This window comes from Melioribacter sp. Ez-97, assembly GCF_051488665.1.
Taxonomy (GTDB): domain Bacteria; phylum Bacteroidota; class Ignavibacteria; order Ignavibacteriales; family Melioribacteraceae; genus Melioribacter.
The window spans coordinates 13757-31957 of sequence record NZ_JBPSEG010000009.1; the positions used below are offsets into that span (position 1 = coordinate 13757).

The window sequence follows — 18201 nt, forward strand, 5'->3', positions numbered from 1 at the left end:
GACTTACTCCGATTATTTTTTATAATCGATATTGTATTTTTCCATTAGCCTGTAAAGCGTGGCGCGTCCGATTTTTAATTTTTTCGACGCTTCGACTATATTGCCGTCGGTAACTTTAAGAGCGTGTTTTATGGCTTCTTCTTTCAATTTCTCGAGCGGAATTATCGGAGAATTGTCGTCGAATAAGATTCCGTTGGAAGGCAAAGAGGCTGTGACTTCGCCCGATGTTATCGAAGGCGGCAGAACATCGGTGTCAATTAAATCGCCGTCTGTGAGTATAATGCATCTTTCAATTGTATTTTCGAGTTCTCGCACGTTGCCCGGCCAGTCGTAATCGTATAGAAGTTTTAGCGCTTTTTTCGTTACGCCTTTTACATTTTTCCCGAGTTTCTCGTTGTTCTTTTTGATGAAGTGGTCTATCAATACCACTATGTCGCCTCTTCTTTCCCTGAGAGGAGGTATTGTGATTGGGAATGAGCTGAGGCGATAGTAAAGGTCTTCCCTGAATAATTTTTTTTCGACGCATTCGCGCAAGTCGCGGTTTGTAGCGGAAATGATTCTGACGTCGGTTTTGATAATTTCGTTGCCGCCGACGCGTTCGAATTCCTTTTCTTGAATTACGCGCAGAATTTTTGCCTGCAATGCAATATCCATTTCGCCGATTTCGTCGAGGAAAATCGTTCCGCCGTTGGCAAGTTCGAATTTCCCGATTTTTCTTTGGTGCGCGCCTGTAAAGGCTCCTTTTTCGTGACCGAAGAGTTCGCTTTCGAGCAATTCTCTCGGTATCGATGCGCAGTTGACAACTACAAAAGGAGCGTCTTTTCTGCTGCCGTTGTAATGAATTGCGCGCGCAATCAATTCCTTACCGGTTCCGCTTTCGCCCTGAATCAAGACGGTTATGTCGTTGTGCAGGACTTTCGAAACCATACGGAATGCTTCCTGCATTTTTTTATCTGCGGAGATTATGTTGTCGAAACTGAATTCTTTTCGGATGTCTTCTTTAAGATTTTTAAGCTCGCGCTCGAGGTCGTAATTTTTAATTGCGTTCCGGATGGCTGATTCAAGCCGGTTTTTGTCGATCGGCTTCGGAAAATAGTCGAAAGCTCCCAGGCGGATTGATTCGAGCGCCACTTCCACGCTGCCCTGAGCCGACAACATTATTACGGGCAAACTCGGTTCGTGCGCTTTCACTTTGGAAAGAATCTCGTTGCCGTTTATATCGGGCAACATTATGTCGAGCAGAACCAAATCCGGATTTTCATTTAAAGATTTCAAAAAATCCGTGCCGTTCGTAAATGTTTTTACATTGTAGCCCCACTGGTTTTTACACCAGTGCGTCAGCATCTTCAATATCGATTCTTCGTCGTCTACAATATAAATTGTTTTTTCCATAGTTCAATCTTTCTTCTTTGGAAGTCGTATTATAAAAGTGGAGCCTTTGTTTTCCTGACTGATTACTCGAATAACGCCTTTGTGAAGGTCGACGATTTGTTTTACGAGCGCAAGACCGAAGCCCGCTCCCGGCTGGAGCGCGCCCTGACGGTAAATTTTTGAAAACTTCTGGAACAATTTTGGAATTTCTTTTTCGGGAATCCCGATGCCCGTGTCGTTAACTGCAATTTCAATTTCCCTGTCGAAGTTTTCCACGATAACGGATATTCTGCCGTTGGGCGGCGTAAATTTAATCGCGTTCGATATCAAATTTCCTATAGCCTGCATAATCCGGCTTTTATCGGCATAGATTACAATTTTTTCTTCCGGGAATTGGACGGACAGGCTCAATTCTTTTGCTTTTATTTGCCCGCTGTAGGAATCGAGTAGTTCGTTTAGGGCGTCCGCCAGATCGAATTCTTCTTTTAATAATTTTTCTTCTCCCGATTCGAGCTTCGAGAAATCGAGCACGTCGTTTATCAACTTGGCTAATCTTTTGCCTTCGGTAAGGATAATATTGCTGAACTCCCTGATTGTTTCGGGAGGCAGTTCGTTGTCCGTGGATATCGTTTCGGCAAAACCTACAATCGAAGCCAGAGGAGTTCTGAGTTCGTGAGATATGTTCGATATGAATTCGCTCTTAAGTTTGCTTACTTCTTCGAGCACGTTGATTTTTTGTTTTGCCCTTTCTCGTTCGATTGAAATTATTCTGTTGGCTTCGATCAATTTTGAATTGAGTTCTTTAATTTTCTTTTCGTCGGCTTTGCGGGCTGAAATATTTCTTCCCACGCACACAATGCCAGTTACCTCGTCGTCGATTATCAACGGTTTCGCATGAACCTCGAATATGATTGGATTGCCGTGTTTGTCCATGAATTCCACTTCGAAAAATACTTTGTCGCGCGAATCGATAAGTTTCGAAAATGCGTCGGCTACGATGAATTCGTTGTCTTTGTTGACAAATTCGAGTATATGCTTGCCGGTCATTTCCTGAGGATTAAAACCGAGCGTTTTCGAGCCGTTTTTATTGATCGTGCTGATATATCCGAAACCGTTCAAGATGAATATCAAATCGTCGGCGGTGTCGACCAGAACCCTCAATTTCTCTTCGGAGTTTTCGAGCTTTAGCTGGTTTATCTTTTCTTCGGTAATGTCGATTATCATGCCGATTATTTTTACGACCTTCCCGTTTCGAATTATCGGAATTCCGTTGTGCCGTACCCAATGCTCTTTGCCGTAACGGTCTTTCATCTGATATTCAACGCAAGCCGTGTCGCCGCCGCGCAGCGTATCGATAAATTCTTTGAATCTGCCGAAATGTTCCTTCTTGATCGTCCTCAAAATCAAAAATTTGTTTTCATAGATTTCCCGGGGCGTAAAACCGAAAATCATTCTAACGGCGTCGCTTATATAATAATATTCGCTTCCGTCGTAATTGGTGGAGAATACAACCGCATTGAGGTTGTCGACCGTTTCCCGCAGGTTGTCGTCCCCGTGCGATTTTTCAGCGTCTCTGAAAATTGTCAGTAGTCGGGGTGAACCTTTGCCGCCCAGAAAAATCGAATCGACGTAAAAGGATTTTTCAATTTTTCCGTTTTTGTATCTTAAATACGAATTCAATGCGCTTTTGCCGCTTTTGAAAGCTTTAATAAAAGGCAGTTTGTCGAAAGAAATTTTTTCCCCGTTGTCGTCGTAAAACAGATCCGATTGAAAAAATTCTTTTGTCGGTTCCTTGCGAATTCCCAAAAGGCTTTTGAGTTTTTTTGACACGTATAAATTATCCGCGCTTTCAATAATCTCCAAAGCCGGTAAATTTAAGGTCTCGGTATATTTTTCGACTTTTGCTTTTGTCATTAACTGTTTGAAAAAATTATTATGAATGGTATAAAATAAATCTATTTTTGTTTAAAAACACATTTTTTGATGCGTCGAAGTCAAATTGCCGCTGCCTTCTTTTTGTTAAGACGCAAAATAAGAAGGAAGAATAAACAAAGGAGCGATGCAAAAATCCAGTAAGCGCTTCTTGCGTTGACGTCGATCATTAAAGAACCAACTACAGGTCCCGCAATAGTGCCTATGCCGTAAAACATTACATAATATCCGTTCGCTTCGGCAATGAAATGCTTGTCAACTTTTTCCATCGTATAATTAAGTCCCAAAGTATAATACGCAGGCACTATTCCTCCGATTAAAAAAAACAAAACGACCAGGAAAACAAAGTCCGTATGAAAAAGAGGAAACATGAATAGCGCGGCTAATATTAAAGATACGGCAGAGAGAAGATCGCTTTTGTTAGTCTTTTCCGCCATGTAACCGATCAGATAGAGCAGTATAATGCCTCCGACTACAAACGACGTCAAAAAAGAAGACACTTCCGTTGTATCGTAGAGACTTCTCAAACCGTAAATCGGAATAACTACCACAAGCGAAGATTCCATTGTGCCGTACACGGCAGACGAGACTAAACCGATGAAAGGCATGTCCGTCAGCCGCATTTTACGGTTGTTTGAATCCTCGCGCGCGAAGCGAAAATCTTCAAAGAACAAAAAATATAAAATCCAGACAATGAACATGACCGCAGAACCGATAAGAAAAGGCGCCCAATCGGAAATTTCCAATGTCCAGATTAAAAGGGTTCCCAGCGCTATTCCGATCGATAAAAGAACTACGTAAATGCCCGTATTTTTTCCGCGGTTTGTGTCGTCGCTGTAGTAATTAATAATGAATTCGGTCGAAACGAAAATAAGCGTGCCGCCGACTCCCATAATAAATTTAACCGTTAGCAAAACCGGATAATTGTACCAGTATATATGAGCAAGAGCTCCTGTTGTCCAGATAAAAAATCCGATTAAACCAATTTTTCTGATGCTGTATTTTTTGATCAACTTCCCTGCAAGCGGAGAAAAAATAACAATACTAACATATCCTGCTGTAGTTACAAAGCCGGTTAACAAAGCCGGAGTCTCTGCTTTTTCGAGAAGAATTACCGTAACCGGATTGATTAAGCCGAATCCGATGCCTCCTATTGCAATTCCGACGAGCGCCAGGTAGAAATTTTTGTGCATAAACGAATCCAATTTCCCCGGCAAAAATACGAAGAATAGATTAATGGATAATAATTATATAATTTTGTACGAACAGATTGAAAGGATGGTTAATGACCGATAAAAAACCGGAATTACTGGCGCCTGCGGGCAACTGGAGTATGTTAAATGCGGCAATCAAAGCCGGGGCGGACGCCGTCTATCTTGGCGTGGAAAGATTGAATATGCGAGCCCTTGCAAAAAATTTCGAACTGGACGAGCTGCCGGAAATAGTAAAGCATTGCAAGGACAAAGGCGTTGACGTTCATTTGACATTAAATACAATTGTATATGAAAACGAACTTAGCGAACTCGAGGAAATAATAAAAAAAGCTAAATCCGCCGGAGTAGACCTTATAATCGGATGGGACTTCTCGGTAATCCAGCTGTGTAAAAAATATAACGTTCCGTTTTGTATCAGTACTCAAGCCTCGGTGTCCAATTCCGTAAGCGCGGAATTCTTCCGCCGGCTCGGCGCCAAGCGAATTGTGCTAGCGCGCGAATGCTCGCTCGAACAAATCAAAGAAATAAAAAATAAAGTGGACGTTGAAATCGAGGCGTTTGTTCACGGCGCTATGTGTATTGCCGTAAGCGGACGCTGTTTTATGAGTCACGAAGTATTTAATAAAAGCGCCAACCGCGGCGAGTGCCTGCAGCCCTGCAGAAGAGAATACGAAATTAAAGACAGCGACGAAAAGTTTTCCATGATTCTCGGAGAAAATTACGTCCTCTCTCCTAAAGATTTGTGCACTATCGATTTTATTGAACTCCTGATTGAAGCGGGTATCGACTCTTTTAAAATCGAAGGCAGAAAAAGAAGCCCGGAATATATCTATAACGTAGTCTCCGTATACAGAAAAGCAATCGACCTTTATTATGAAAATAAATTGAACAGTGAAATTAAAGCGGAATTGAAAAACAAATTGTCCGAAGTGTATAACCGCGGATTTTCTGCCGGGTTTTATCTGGGCGCTCCCGGGCAAAAAGATTATGCGGAAGCATACGGCAGTTTAGCCGCTACCCGGAAAAGATTTATTGGCAGAGTGATTAATTATTATAAGAAGAACAAAGTGGCGCACATTGTTGTCGACGCCGACCGACTCGAAACAGGCGATCAACTCTACATTATCGGCAATACCACGGGCGTGGTGGAACTGAAGGTAAATTCCATGCTGAAAGACGACGAACCGAAAAACAAAGCGGTCAAAGGCGACGATGTTACGATTTATTGCGAAGAAAAAGTTAGAGAAAACGACAAAGTCTACAAAATAATCAAAGTTAATTAACCCAGTCGAGTCCGGGCTTCGACCTTTTAATTCCGAAACTGTCGAGAGCCTCGTCGAGCGTGTCGAAGATTTTGAACACTTTATCCATTCGTGTAATTACAAAAACAAGCGAAGGAGCTTCTTTGTTGTAAACCAATCGCAAGTCTCCCTGAATCGAATTGATTTTTTTCAATAACGAAACCATTGCTCCCAAAAATGTGGAATCGATATATTCGCAAATAGTCAGATCGATTATAACTTTGTGGCTCCCCTGATCAATTAATTCCATAACGAATTCTTTGAATTTTACCGCCTTGGCAAGCGTGGCTCTTTTGAGATAAACGTACACTACTGTGACGTCTTCGAACTTTTCGGATTTAAATTCCATAGTGTCAGACTTAATAATTTATTGCGCTAAATATAATGAAATTTATGTTAAGTGAGTAGAGTTAAAATTTATGTAATAAAAAAGGTGAAGGCAAGAAACCTTCACCTATTAAGGACGGAGCCCAATTTGCATTGGGTAAGTTTGTTTGTGTGCAATAAATTAATTGCAAATTTTATGCCGTCGGTAATTAAAGTTATTCGGGACGTTTATTTCGAAAGTCGGTGCGAAAAAAATGCGCACCTCGAGAAAAATATGCAGGGGGGATTTATAAACCGAAACTTATTCCCAGATGGACTGTGTTTGTATTAACATCGTAAGAGATCTCTTTATTGAAAGTCTCTTCTTCGTTATCGAAGATTAGCATGTCGATCTGGCTGTAAATCCAGAGAGCCGCGTATGATATTATTAGAGCGTTTCTGATTTTATATGCATTGTTGTAATCGTTGTAGCGCGCCGGAATTAAATTTTTGTTGGTTTCGTTTAGATATCTTTTTTCTTTTTGATTGGTGTCGTAAATAAAGTAAATCATCCCGGCAAGGTTCAACAACGATGCGGAACTCATAACAATTCCTTTGGCGGAGAACTCTTTGGAAAGGCGTCCCCAACCGGGCAATATCAGGTTTTTTAATCGGGCTGTATTTTGCGAATGTTTTATATCCGTTAATTCTTCGCCGCGCTTTATTGATGTTGAATCGGATTTTGCCGTTTGCTTCGGCGTAAAATTCAGTTTAACTTGATTGAAAAGCGATATTAATTTCGGGGAAATTATTAACGGGTCGGGTGAATAATCGGGATTAATATTTAAGATTTCCTCGAAGTTTTTTGCAGCCGAGTCTTCCCTCGCCGTAGAATAATAAGAAACCGCTCTCATCAAGTAGATGTCGATTATCAGCGAATCTGGAATGTCGTTATTGCTTTTCAATAAAGAATCGGAAAGCTGTATTACTTTTTCATATTCAAATGAATTGAACTCTTTTTTGACTGTTTCGTAGGAAATAACTTGGGCAAACAGCGACGACCGAGCGAAAATCAGCAATATGATAAAAAAGAATTTTTGTTTCATTTCATAAGAACGATTTTTCTGGATAATTGAAAATCTTCACCCGTTAATTTCAGCAAATAAATGCCTGAGCCTACTTTGTTTCCGAACCGGTCTGTTCCGCTCCAGATTAAATTATGTTGACCGGCATTCAATTCGCCCTTTTTCAAATTTATTACAAGCTCGCCTGTAGGAGAATAAATGTCGAGTGAAATATACGAACTTTTTCCAAGTTCAAACGTGATATTTGTTTCCGGGTTAAACGGGTTGGGATAATTTTGATACAGCGTGTTTTTATACGGTATTACTTCTTCGTCCTGATTCAGCGTAGTCGGACTGTTTACGAGTTTTTCGATTTGAGGAACTATATTGCCTTGAGCGTCGATTCCTCCGAAGACCAAAATGGTACCGTAGTAATTTACAGCCATCGGATAACGGCGCGGAATTCTCAGCGAAGCAAATTGGGAAATAAGAATCGAACCGCCGCTTAGAAATTCGACCGCTTCTACTTTGCCGAGTGCCGGTTCGGATTCGTTGTATCCTCCGATGATCAAGGCTTTTTTCAAAAAGCTGTTGTATATTGCGACGCCTCCGGCGCGGGGCGTTTGTAAAACGTTGTCGAGTTTTACGAATTCTTTTGTTTCCAAATCGAGTCTGTTTATTTGGTTTAATGCCCCGTGAAGTATTCCGCCGAAGATGTAGATGTATTTCTTGTAAAGAACAGTCATCTGCTGTTCGGGCAGGTTTGAGCTGATTGTGCCGTAGGTAAAATTAATTTCTTTGTTTTTCAAATCGTAGCCTACTATATAAGGCATTTCTGCGTCGATACCCGTAACGGGATTTCCGCCAATTATATAAAGTTCGTCGTCTTTAATATGACCCGTCGAGTAGCGCCGGGCAAAAATTAACGAAGTGTCATAAATTTCCGGTTCCGAAGGGTACGACTTGAAATTCCACGCTCCGATATTGTTTTTAATCAGCGACGTGTCGGTTACTCCTCCGAAATAATAGATGGAACTTCCCCAAATGTCGGCTACAAATTCCGAGCGCGGCTGATCCATGTTTCCGGCTATTTTCCATATTCCGTTTATAACGTCGTATTCCTGGATCCAATCGACCGGCTGATTCGAAGCGTCGCGTCCGCCGAGAAGATAAAAATATTGATTGTTCTTTGATGTGGTGTCGAAGACCACCTGTCCTCCCGAAACGGGGTAGGGCATATTGTGTCCGGGAATTATCTGCCACTGATAATATTGACTAAATAGCGGTTGCGTGACTAATATTAAAAAAAGTATCGTTTTTTTCATTTGCTGCTCGTGTTTTAAATTTTTCAATCAATTATTATACCAGTCATTTTTTATCAAGTATGAATTTTAATCCGAGAGTATCTCCCTGTTTCAAATAGACAGTTGTGTCGATATCGTTAAAATTAGGATTTGTAATTTTTAATCTGACGAAACCGGGATTTACCTTAATGTAATCCTTAAACGGAGTTTGACCTTTGTAGTTTCCGTTTACATAAACGTTTCCCCATGGATTAACTTTAATATCCAGGAAACCGAGAAGCGACTCCAACGAAATTTTCAAATTAGTAAGTTTATTGCTCTCAATCTTCAGTATATCGGAATAAATCGGATAATCCGGATGCACCAGCTTCAGAGTATGCTCGCCGGCAGACAGAGTCAACGGCTTTTTCAACGGAGTTGTTTCGATTTTCTCGCCGTCTATGTAAATATCAGCCCAGGGATAACATTCGATAAAAAGTCCGCCTTCTCCCGCATCTGCTGTTGCCTGCCGCGGTTCTTCTTCTGCCGGATTGTTTGCTTCTTCGGTATTATTGGTTGTGTTCTTTTCGGGCGAACTGATTCCGTCCGCTTGATTTTGTTCCGGCTCTCCATTTTCAGTCGGATTATTTTCTTTGACGGAATTGTTTAACTGCGATGCCATTTCTTTCCCGGGCTTGTTAAGTTCGGGCTTTTTTTCTTCTTTAACTATAATTGTGACCGCAATAATTATAACAAGCAGAGCAATTAATGGCGCTATTATGCCGTATTTTCTCTTCAATAGTACGGGTTTTGCCTGCTTCTCGATTTCGACGGGTTCGTCTTTTACATTGAGTTTATTAAGAACTTCTTCCGCCGATTCAAACCGCGCCGCCGGTTTTTTCTTCAAAAGATTTGTAAGAATTTCTTTAATGTCTTCGTCTAATTCCTCGAGGTTTTTTTTAACCGCCTCTTCGTTGAAAGACATTATTTCGTTCAACGTCAGAGTAACGTTTTCTTTCAGAAACGGGTTTTTCCCGGTGTACAATTCATAAATAACAACTCCGGCTGAAAATAAATCGCTCTTGTGCGTCAATTGCGATCCCGATACCTGTTCCGGCGACATGTAGCTCGGCGTTCCGACTATTGAATACGGACTCGTAACAAAATTGTCTTCGGCTGAAAGCGCAAGTCCGAAATCCCCGAGTTTGAGATTAAGATTTTTGTCGACGAATATATTTTCCGGTTTGATATCGCGGTGAATTATTCGATTTGCGTGAGCAAAGTTTAGCGCTTTAAAAAGCTGGATTGTCAGCCGTCGTTTTTCGTCTTTGCTTAAGTCTGATTCCTGTAAAATATTTCGCAGACTTTTGCCTTCGATATATTCGAAAGAGATATAAAAGAATTCTTTTGAAGTGCCGAAGTCGAGGACTTTTATAATGTTCGGATGGTCAAGCCTCGCAAGCAGCTTGGCTTCCCGCTTGAATCGCTCGAGCAGTGAAGGGTCGGAAATCTTGGCTGTGTTTAAAACTTTGAGTATGATTTTTTTGCTCAAATAAATATGATTGGCGAGGTAGACTCCCGCGTGGTCGTCTTTTTTGAGCACTTCCAGAATTTCGAACTTCTCGAACATTATTTCCGGTTTACCGCTCATCGGCTTTTTGTTCCATCTCTTTCAGTTTCATTTGAATCCAGCGCACCGAAACCCCGAGAGATTTTGCGGTTAGGGTTCTGTTTCCGTTGAATTCTTCGAGTCGCTTTTTCAGCAGCATCATTTCGAAATCGCGCAGCGTGCCTTTGAAATCCATCAGTTCCTGAGTGCCTTCGAGAATAATATGATCGGCTGTGATTTTTTCGGAATCGCATAAAATAACCGCGCGCTGAATTACGTTAATCAATTGACGAATGTTGCCCGGCCAATAATAATTTTCGAGTTTCTTTACTGCAGCGGGTTCAATCGGAATGTTTTTACCCGCAATCTTTTTTATAAAGTGGTTAGCCAAAAGGGGAATGTCTTCCCGCCGTTCTCTAAGAGGAGGCATTACAATCGGGAATACATTGAGCCTGTAAAAAAGGTCTTCGCGAAATTTACCTTCTTTGACGAGCGCGGATAAATCTTTGTTTGTTGCCGCTATAATCCGTACGTTTACTTTTTTTACTTTAGTGTCGCCCAGTCTGATAATTTCCTTGTTCTCCAGAACTCTCAGCAATTTTGCCTGAAGGGCGGTTGAGATATCGGCGATTTCGTCGAGAAAAAATGTGCCGTTATCCGCCGCTTCGAGCAGACCCTGCTTATCGGCGGTTGCCCCGGTGAAAGCCCCTTTTTTATAACCGAAGAGTTCGCTTTCGAGAAGGCTGTCGGGTATCGAACCGCAGAACTGAGCAAGAAACGGAAAGTCTTTTCTTTTGCTGAGTTGGTGAATTGCTTTTGCGGCAATTTCTTTTCCCGTGCCGCTTTCGCCCGTTATCAAAACTGTGGCGTCGGTCTGAGCTACTTTATGAATTACCTGAGTCAGATTTTTCATTACCACGCTTTGACCGACCATCTCCGGTATCTCTTCTACCGATTCGAGTTTGTTTATCAGGATTCTGTTTTCGCGTTCAAGTTCTTCCAGTTTTAATATTCTGTCGAGCGCCAGCGACAATAGATTCGAAAAGAAATTTAGAAATATCAAATTCTCTTCGGTAAATTCCTGCCGGTTTTTTGTGCTGTCGGCAATTATTACTCCCCACACTTTATCGTCTCTGATAATCGGCACGCCGATTACCGATTTTATACTGTGAATCTGAACGCTTGCGAATTGCGACAGATTCGGGTCGCCCATAACGTCGTGATAAAGCAAAGGTCTTTTTTCCGAAATTACTTTTTGTAAAATGCCCGAAGAAAATTGATTCAAATCGGTTATCGATTCATTTGAAATCTTGCGCGCGCTTATAATCGAGAAATTATTTTCATCTTCGTTGTACTTTACAAAAAGACCGCGTTCGGCGTTTATTATATTAATTACTATATCCATTGCGTCTTCAATCAGAGAATCCTGTCCCGGCGACGAATTTAAAATCTGACTGAATTGAAAAAGCGCTTCGAATTCTTCCTTGTCGAGATTTTTTATGTGATTGATATTTTGGGGAATAAATTTCATTTCACTTTACCGTAAATGTTCCGGGTTTTGAAATCGAATTGTTGCTGTAATCGTCGATGCACCAGATAACCCAATAATAATCGCCTGCAGGCAGCGAGGTCTCGCATATCTGTTCCGTGGCGTCTTTCGAAATGTTGTCTTTTTCCCAAACGAGAATCGGAGAAAGCTCGTCCGTATAAACTTGTATCTTGAACCGGAATTTGAAGCCCGGCGTAAAGCGTTTCCATTTAAATGTCGGGCTGGCGCCGCTTTCGGCTTTGTTGACCGGGCTTTCTATCGAAATTTCCTGATTGATTATTCTTTTAATGTTAGATTTGCCAACGTTAAACTCTCTGGCGAATTTATCTTTTACAAGAATGCCGAAATCGTATCCGATTACGTCTTCGAGAGAAGCGACTTTCAGATCGGTCGTGCGGAATGTGTTTTCAAAATATCCGTTGTCGGTATTAAAGACCAATCGTTTTTTGAATCCGAGCGAATTGTTTACTACGAATACCGTGTCGATGTCGTTTTCGTTGTCGGTTAGAGCTGCCTGTACTATCATTCTGTAATTTTTTACGTCCGGATATTTGTTCTGTACACTCGAATAGATATTCAGATTTTGCAAAACGGGAATCGAGTTGAGGTATTTGTCGTCTGCTAATTTAGAAGAAGAAGTTGAAAACTCGACATAAAGCGAATCGTCGCTGTAACCCTCTTTTTCAAAATAGAGCCATCCGTTTTGCGGTTCGATGTCTCTGAACTCGTAAAATCCGGAGGAATTTGTTTGAGTAATAATCGATTTGTTTTTCCATAATACGGTTGTCCCCGGTATCGGTTTGCGAGGCAGGGAAAGGGTTCTAACGTAACCGTAAAGGCGAACTTTTGTGTAATTAAGAATTTTTTCCTGTGCCCGTATATTGTTGCTGCCGTTCCATTCAACATAAACCGAATCCGGGCTCAAACCGTCTTTTTCGAATTTTATCCATCCGTCTTTTATTGTGACGCCGGATAATTTATAATAGCCGAGAGAATTTGAATATGTGATTATATTCTGATTTTTCCAGATTACCCTAACGTTAGAAGCGGGATTGCGGGGCGCGGAATAGACAAAACCGTCAATGGAGCCGAGCGAAGGCGAAAGGAATATGTTTTCGAGGTGCTTAATGTTTTCGCCGCTCCAAATAACATAAACGGAATCGGCAAAGTATCCGTCCTTCTCAAAAATCAACCAGCCGTCTTCAAGCGAAATTTCGTTGAATTTATAGAAACCGTTAGCGTTTGTGAATACGAGTAAATTTTGATTTTTCCAATAAACTTTTACGTTTGAAAGCTCGCCGCCGGAACTTGAGTAAACATAACCGTCAAGCTGACCGACTGTGGGAAACAGCACCAGATTTTCTATCCGCGCCTTGTTTCGATTGTTCCAGTTTAAGTAAACAGAATCGGTCGCATAACCTTTTTTTTCAAAATAAATCCACCCGTCTTCCATTTGCACGTCGTCAATGCTGTAATATCCTTCTTCGTCGGTTAACGAAAATTTATTCTGATTTTTCCAATAAACTTTTGCGTTAGCCAGACGCTGATTGTTTATGGTATAAACATAACCGTCGAAAGAACCGATTCTGTAAGTAAGCTGAAATTCCAGATTTTCGATATGTTTGCCCGAATTCCAATTGATAAAAATCGAATCTTTCGTCATGCCGTCTTTTTCTGCAAAGAGCCATCCTTCCGCCAAAGCCAGGTTTTCGATTCTGAATTTCCCCGTTGAATCGGAAACAGCAAAAACATTTTGATTCGACCAGGTGACTTTAGCGTTTGCAACCGGAAGTTTGGATTCGCCCGACAAAAAAACCGTTCCTTCAACCGAACCGAGATTATTGTCCGGATTTTCGGGGTCAAAGGGATTCAAATGCGGAGCGTCGCACGAAACAAACGCCGCCAAAACCAAAAGAAATAATATCTGCTTTTTCATCTAATTGATTAAAATTGACTCTATTAAGATATGATATTTGCGCAAAATTTTCGCAATGCGAAAATTTTTTTGGGTGGTAATTTTTTTTAGCAATAAATTTTGCCTTTCAGATAAAGGATTGCGCTGCCTTTGATCCTGGTTCGTTCTCCCGCGTAGTCGCAAATCAATTCGCCCCCCCGCTTCGAAACCTGGCGGGCGCTTAATGTTTTTTTGTTTAATTTTTCGGACCAATAAGGAGCAAGAACCGTATGAGCCGAACCTGTAACCGGGTCTTCGTCGATTCCTTCGTTGGGAACAAATACCCTCGAAACGATATCGACTTCTTTTCCCCTCGAGGAAATTATAACGGCGTGTTTGTGCAATTTTTTGATCGCTTCGATGTTCGGAATATAATTACGAATAAAATCCTCGTCGTCGAAAATCAGCAGCAGGAAAAAGCCGTCTTCGAGAGATTCGATCGGTTCTCTGCCGAAGCATTCGACCGCGCCTTCAGGCATTATAACCGGTTCGGGTTTGTTCGAAGGGAAATCGAGCGTTAAAAATTCATTGTCTCTCGATACGGAAAGAAGTCCGCTTTTCGAAATGAAGTTTAAAACGCCGGCGTCCTTTTCGATAAAATTAAAAATTACAAAAGCGGCGGCAAGCGTTGCATGACCGCAAAGCGGAACTTCCGAAACGGGCGTCATCCATCTGATTCTGTAGTTGTTTCCCTCTTTGACAAAAAATGCGGTTTCCGAAAGATTATTTTCCGCCGCGATTTTTTGCATTAAATTATCGTCGAGCCATTTCTCGAGCGGCACTACGGCTGCAGGATTGCCCTTGAATAATTCTGACGTAAAAGCGTCCACCTGATAAATATCGAGTTCCATTTATATTCCGGTTTAGTAAAGATCGTCGTCTTCTTCGAAATCGTCGCCGAATAAATCGTCGATATCGATATCCTCGTCGTTTAGATCGACGTCATCGATGTCGCCCAGGGGAGGTTCGTCTTCCGAATCCCCGTTTTCATCTTCATCGCCGGATACGTACTCTTCATCTTCGCTGAAAAAAGTATCCCGCTTCGAATAATTCTCGTCCATGCTGTCCATTACCTGCCCGATCAATTCGTCGGTAATGTCGCTTTTCATTTGTTTTACGGAAGGCTTCGCTTCGATCAAGTCTTCGGCTGCGGGAGTCGACTTCCACAATTCTTCGATGTTTTTCTTGTCGAGTTTGGTGAGAAGTTTGTCGATTTCTTTTTCAATCGTATGTATATGTTTTTGATCCCACTCGCCTTCTTCGGTTAACTGGCTTTTCATGAAGTCCCAGAAAGAGCCGCTCTTTTTGCCGGGCTCCGGGAGCTTCTTTAAAGACGTAATTACATCGTCGACTAATTTTTTCATTGTCTTGGACATAAATTCCTCTCGTTTAAAATAATGTCATAAAAAATAGTTTTACTGACAAAGGATAATATATATATAGAAAAGAAATAATGAAAATATAATTTCCGTTATGCGCAAATTTATTATTTTCGAAGAAGAAAAAAATGCCCCTGTAGTTCAAAGGATAGAACGCGAGCCTCCGGAGCTCGAGATGTGGGTTCGATTCCCGCCGGGGGTACAGTTTTTCCCCATATTGTAAGGATACTTTATGTCGTTCAAAAAAACTCTCGCTCAATTCCCCCGCAATTTCTGGACAGTCATTACAATGGAATTTTTCGAGCGCGGCTCGTATTACGGCGTTATGTCTGTCCTGTCGGTTTATCTGGTCATCAGCCAAAACGAAGGCGGTCTCGGATTTTCAAAAGAAAGCGTGGGAATAATCAAAAGCACAATTACTCCGCTTCTTTATTTTTTGCCTATTCTCTCCGGCGCAATAGCCGACAGATTCGGCTACAAAAAAACACTGATGTTTGCATTCGTTCTTATGAGCAGCGGATATTTTCTTACGTCTCTCTTTACTTCTTACGGACTGGTCTTTGCAAGTTTGATTCTTATGGCAATCGGAGCGGGTTTTTTTAAGCCCGTTATATCCGGCACGATAGCGCGCAGCACGGACAAATCGAATTCAACGCTTGCTTTCGGAATATTTTATTGGACGATTAATCTCGGCGCGTTTTTATTTCCCCTTATTCTTGTTCCGACCTTAAAACAAATTTCGTGGTCGTATATTTTCATTATGGCTGCCGTGGGCACAGGATGGCTTCTTCTGCTAAATATATTTGTCTATAAGGAACCGGAAAAGCCGAGCAATACAAAATCATTGGCGCAGGTTCTCATCGATATGGTGAAAGTACTTGGGGATTTCCGATTCGTTATTATGATTGTTATTTATTCGGGTTTCTGGATTCTCTATTTTCAGCAGTTCGACACTGTGCTCTGGTATGTGCGTGAATATGTGGATACTACTCCGGTTAATAATCTTGTAAATTCGGCGCTCGGTTTATTCGTTTCGAATCCGAACTGGAAATTCGACGTCGAACATGTAACGGTTATTAATGCAGGCACAATCATTTTACTGCAGATATTTATTTCGAATCTGGTAAAAAACAAAAAAGCTTTGCCTACAATGATTACAGGCATCGCTCTCGGAACTGTCGGAATGGGGATACTTGCCATTTCGACTCATCCGTACGTATTTATTCTCGGTATTTTTATTTTTTCCGTAGGCGAAATGACCGCGCATCCCAAATTTATAAGCTACGTTGGACTTATCGCTCCCGAGGATAAAAAAGCTCTCTATCTGGGTTATGCGTTTCTTTACGGCGTAATCGGCAGCGGAATCGGAGGCGTTCTGGGCGCTAATCTGTATGTTCATTTTGTAGACAATCTTAAAAATCCTCAAATCCTATGGTTGATTTTCAGTTCAATCGGACTTGCAACCATTGCGGGTCTGCTTTTATATAACAGATTCTTGCGTCCAAAAACAGAAGATGTGTAAAAATTATGAAGCGTAAAATTATTTGGCTCTTATTATTTTTTATTGCGGCGCCTGTTTTATCTCAGCAGGAAAACGTACCGTTAGACCATCCGGTCTATATCTTCTTGAAAGAAATGAAAGTCAAAGGCATTCTTGACAATATTTATGAGGATAATCCCAATTTATCGCGCAAGGAAGTCTGGAACTTTCTGGAGGAAATACGAAAGAACGGTAAAAAGCTTTCGGAAACCGAAACGGGACTGCTCAATAAATTTGCGGATGAATTCGACCCGAAGCAATCGAATGTAATTAACCTGATAGGCGGAGAGGGCTTGCGCGGTCTTTTTGAAGACAAAGTCAAAAACGCGTTTTCGTATAAAGACAAAAACGCGAATCTTTATTTCGAAATACTGGGACGCGCCATGCACGGGCAGATAATAAAGCCCGAAATAAATAATTCCGAATTGCTCGACATTGGTTTCAGAGTGCGCGGAACGCTGTTCGGAAAGTTGGGGTACAGCATGACGGTTCAGAAAGGCGGAGTTTGGGGCTCTTCGGGCAAAGCTCCGGTTTTCGACCCGCGGTTGAATTACAATTTCAAGTTCTACGAGAACATCGAGAATGTTTCAAATTACGATTTTACGGAAGGATATTTGCGTTACGATACAGAGCCTGCAGAAGGGATGGACCTTGCTTTTCAAATCGGGAGGGAAAAAATAAAACTCGGCTACGGCTACGGCGAACCGCTGGCGCTCACGGGCAACCATCCGTATATCGATTTTATCAGAATGAATTTTCGCTACGGCATATTAAACTTTTATTCTTTGCACGGTTCTACTGTAGGTGAATTTCATGAAGACCGCTCTCTCAATTACACAAAATATATCGCTTACAATAAATTTACATTCTCGTTTCCCGAATTGTTCAATGCTGGTATAGGCGAAGCGGTTATCTATACGGGCAGGAGTCTCGACCTGGCTTATTTAAATCCGTTTGCTTTCTATAAATTCGAAGAGATGTCGTTGCAGGATCGCGATAACGGAGTGCTTTTCCTGGATCTGCAGACAAAATTCTTGAAGAATCTCGAATTGCAGGGAACGTTTTTCCTCGATGAAAATATCCTTTCGCATCTGCAGGAACTGAATTTATATTCGAATAAAACGGCTTACCAAATAGGCGCATTCTGGTATTCGCCGGTCGGGTTGGATGATTTATCGTTGATTGCGGAATATACTAAAATTAGACCGTATGTTTATTCTCATATCACTTTGAAGAATTCGTATACGGCTCACAGTCAGCTGCTGGGGCACAGAATAGGACCGAATTCGGACGAACTTCTTTTCAAAGCGGCTTATAATGTAAACGAAAAATTGAGATTGGAAGGTGAGTACAGATACGTTAGAAACGGCGAAAATATTTACGACGCGCTTGGCAATCTGGTATTCAATGCCGGCGGCGATCCGCTTGTATCTCATCGTCAGGGCGTCGATCCCGAATATATCGATTTTCTGGACGGGATAAGATTCGGCAGCGACATAATATTGCTAACAATAAAATACGAGCCTGTGCGGGATTTCCACATAGAAGTTTCCTGCTTTTATCAATCCACAAAAAACATAACGGAAAATCGCCGGAATGATAATCGGCATTTTTACATTAAAATGTATTTCGATTTATAATTGGATTTTAATTTAGGAAGGGGATAGAGGGAAGCGGAGGAAAGAGATGTCGAGGGCAA

General features: G+C 41.5%; 14 protein-coding genes and 1 tRNA gene. 4 read left to right on the forward strand and 11 right to left on the reverse strand.

The window, feature by feature from the left end:
- Positions 1-12: 12 nt before the first annotated feature.
- The 3 genes from ACSSWA_RS10635 to ACSSWA_RS10645 all read right to left on the reverse strand — a co-directional run bounded on the left by ACSSWA_RS10635 (position 13) and on the right by ACSSWA_RS10645 (position 4496).
- Positions 13-1392 carry a sigma-54-dependent transcriptional regulator gene (locus ACSSWA_RS10635; RefSeq protein ID WP_437356561.1) on the reverse strand — a complete coding sequence of 460 codons (1380 nt, stop codon included), beginning with the start codon at positions 1390-1392 and terminating at the stop codon, positions 13-15.
- Between the two features lie 3 nt (positions 1393-1395).
- Positions 1396-3285, reverse strand: coding sequence for a PAS domain-containing sensor histidine kinase (locus tag ACSSWA_RS10640; RefSeq protein ID WP_437356562.1), 1890 nt, complete (start codon positions 3283-3285; stop codon positions 1396-1398).
- Between the two features lie 80 nt (positions 3286-3365).
- The gene (locus ACSSWA_RS10645) at positions 3366-4496 is read right to left on the reverse strand and encodes an MFS transporter (RefSeq protein WP_437356563.1); all 1131 of its coding nucleotides are present in this window, start codon (positions 4494-4496) and stop codon (positions 3366-3368) included.
- A 92-nt stretch (positions 4497-4588) separates the two neighbouring features.
- Between ACSSWA_RS10645 and ACSSWA_RS10650 the strand changes: the two genes are divergently transcribed.
- Complete coding sequence (locus ACSSWA_RS10650) at positions 4589-5800, forward strand: peptidase U32 family protein (protein WP_437356564.1); 1212 nt, start codon at positions 4589-4591, stop codon at positions 5798-5800.
- Here the strand turns inward: ACSSWA_RS10650 and ACSSWA_RS10655 are convergent.
- The 8 genes from ACSSWA_RS10655 to ACSSWA_RS10690 all read right to left on the reverse strand — a co-directional run bounded on the left by ACSSWA_RS10655 (position 5793) and on the right by ACSSWA_RS10690 (position 14959).
- On the reverse strand, positions 5793-6167 hold the full coding sequence (locus ACSSWA_RS10655) for an STAS domain-containing protein (RefSeq protein WP_437356565.1): 375 nt from the start codon (positions 6165-6167) through the stop codon (positions 5793-5795). The two genes, ACSSWA_RS10650 and ACSSWA_RS10655, sit on opposite strands and share 8 nt — an antisense overlap.
- A 265-nt stretch (positions 6168-6432) precedes the next feature.
- Complete coding sequence (locus tag ACSSWA_RS10660) at positions 6433-7230, reverse strand: hypothetical protein (protein WP_437356566.1); 798 nt, start codon at positions 7228-7230, stop codon at positions 6433-6435.
- The gene (locus tag ACSSWA_RS10665) at positions 7227-8513 is read right to left on the reverse strand and encodes a T9SS type A sorting domain-containing protein (RefSeq protein ID WP_437356567.1); all 1287 of its coding nucleotides are present in this window, start codon (positions 8511-8513) and stop codon (positions 7227-7229) included. Before ACSSWA_RS10665 ends, ACSSWA_RS10660 begins: the two co-directional genes overlap by 4 nt.
- 43 nt (positions 8514-8556) lie before the next feature.
- The gene (locus ACSSWA_RS10670; protein WP_437356568.1) at positions 8557-10122 is read right to left on the reverse strand and encodes a serine/threonine-protein kinase; all 1566 of its coding nucleotides are present in this window, start codon (positions 10120-10122) and stop codon (positions 8557-8559) included.
- Positions 10112-11611: a sigma-54 interaction domain-containing protein gene (locus ACSSWA_RS10675; RefSeq protein ID WP_437356569.1), complete on the reverse strand. Its 1500-nt coding sequence runs from the start codon at positions 11609-11611 to the stop codon at positions 10112-10114. Before ACSSWA_RS10675 ends, ACSSWA_RS10670 begins: the two co-directional genes overlap by 11 nt.
- 1 nt (position 11612) lies before the next feature.
- Positions 11613-13565: a hypothetical protein gene (locus ACSSWA_RS10680; RefSeq protein WP_437356570.1), complete on the reverse strand. Its 1953-nt coding sequence runs from the start codon at positions 13563-13565 to the stop codon at positions 11613-11615.
- A gap of 86 nt (positions 13566-13651) precedes the next feature.
- Entirely contained in the window at positions 13652-14434 is a 783-nt protein-coding gene (locus ACSSWA_RS10685) for a PhzF family phenazine biosynthesis protein (RefSeq protein WP_437356571.1), read from the reverse strand.
- Between the two features lie 12 nt (positions 14435-14446).
- Positions 14447-14959, reverse strand: coding sequence for a hypothetical protein (locus tag ACSSWA_RS10690; protein WP_437356572.1), 513 nt, complete (start codon positions 14957-14959; stop codon positions 14447-14449).
- A 133-nt stretch (positions 14960-15092) separates the two neighbouring features.
- On the opposite strand from ACSSWA_RS10690, the gene ACSSWA_RS10695 reads away from it, so the two are divergent.
- The 3 genes from ACSSWA_RS10695 (at position 15093) to ACSSWA_RS10705 (ending at position 18142) form a co-directional block, all read left to right on the forward strand.
- Positions 15093-15164: transfer RNA gene (locus tag ACSSWA_RS10695), tRNA-Arg, on the forward strand.
- A gap of 30 nt (positions 15165-15194) precedes the next feature.
- Complete coding sequence (locus tag ACSSWA_RS10700) at positions 15195-16484, forward strand: MFS transporter (RefSeq protein ID WP_437356573.1); 1290 nt, start codon at positions 15195-15197, stop codon at positions 16482-16484.
- Positions 16485-16489: 5 nt separating this feature from the next.
- Positions 16490-18142 carry a hypothetical protein gene (locus ACSSWA_RS10705; RefSeq protein WP_437356574.1) on the forward strand — a complete coding sequence of 551 codons (1653 nt, stop codon included), beginning with the start codon at positions 16490-16492 and terminating at the stop codon, positions 18140-18142.
- Positions 18143-18201 lie beyond the last annotated feature (59 nt).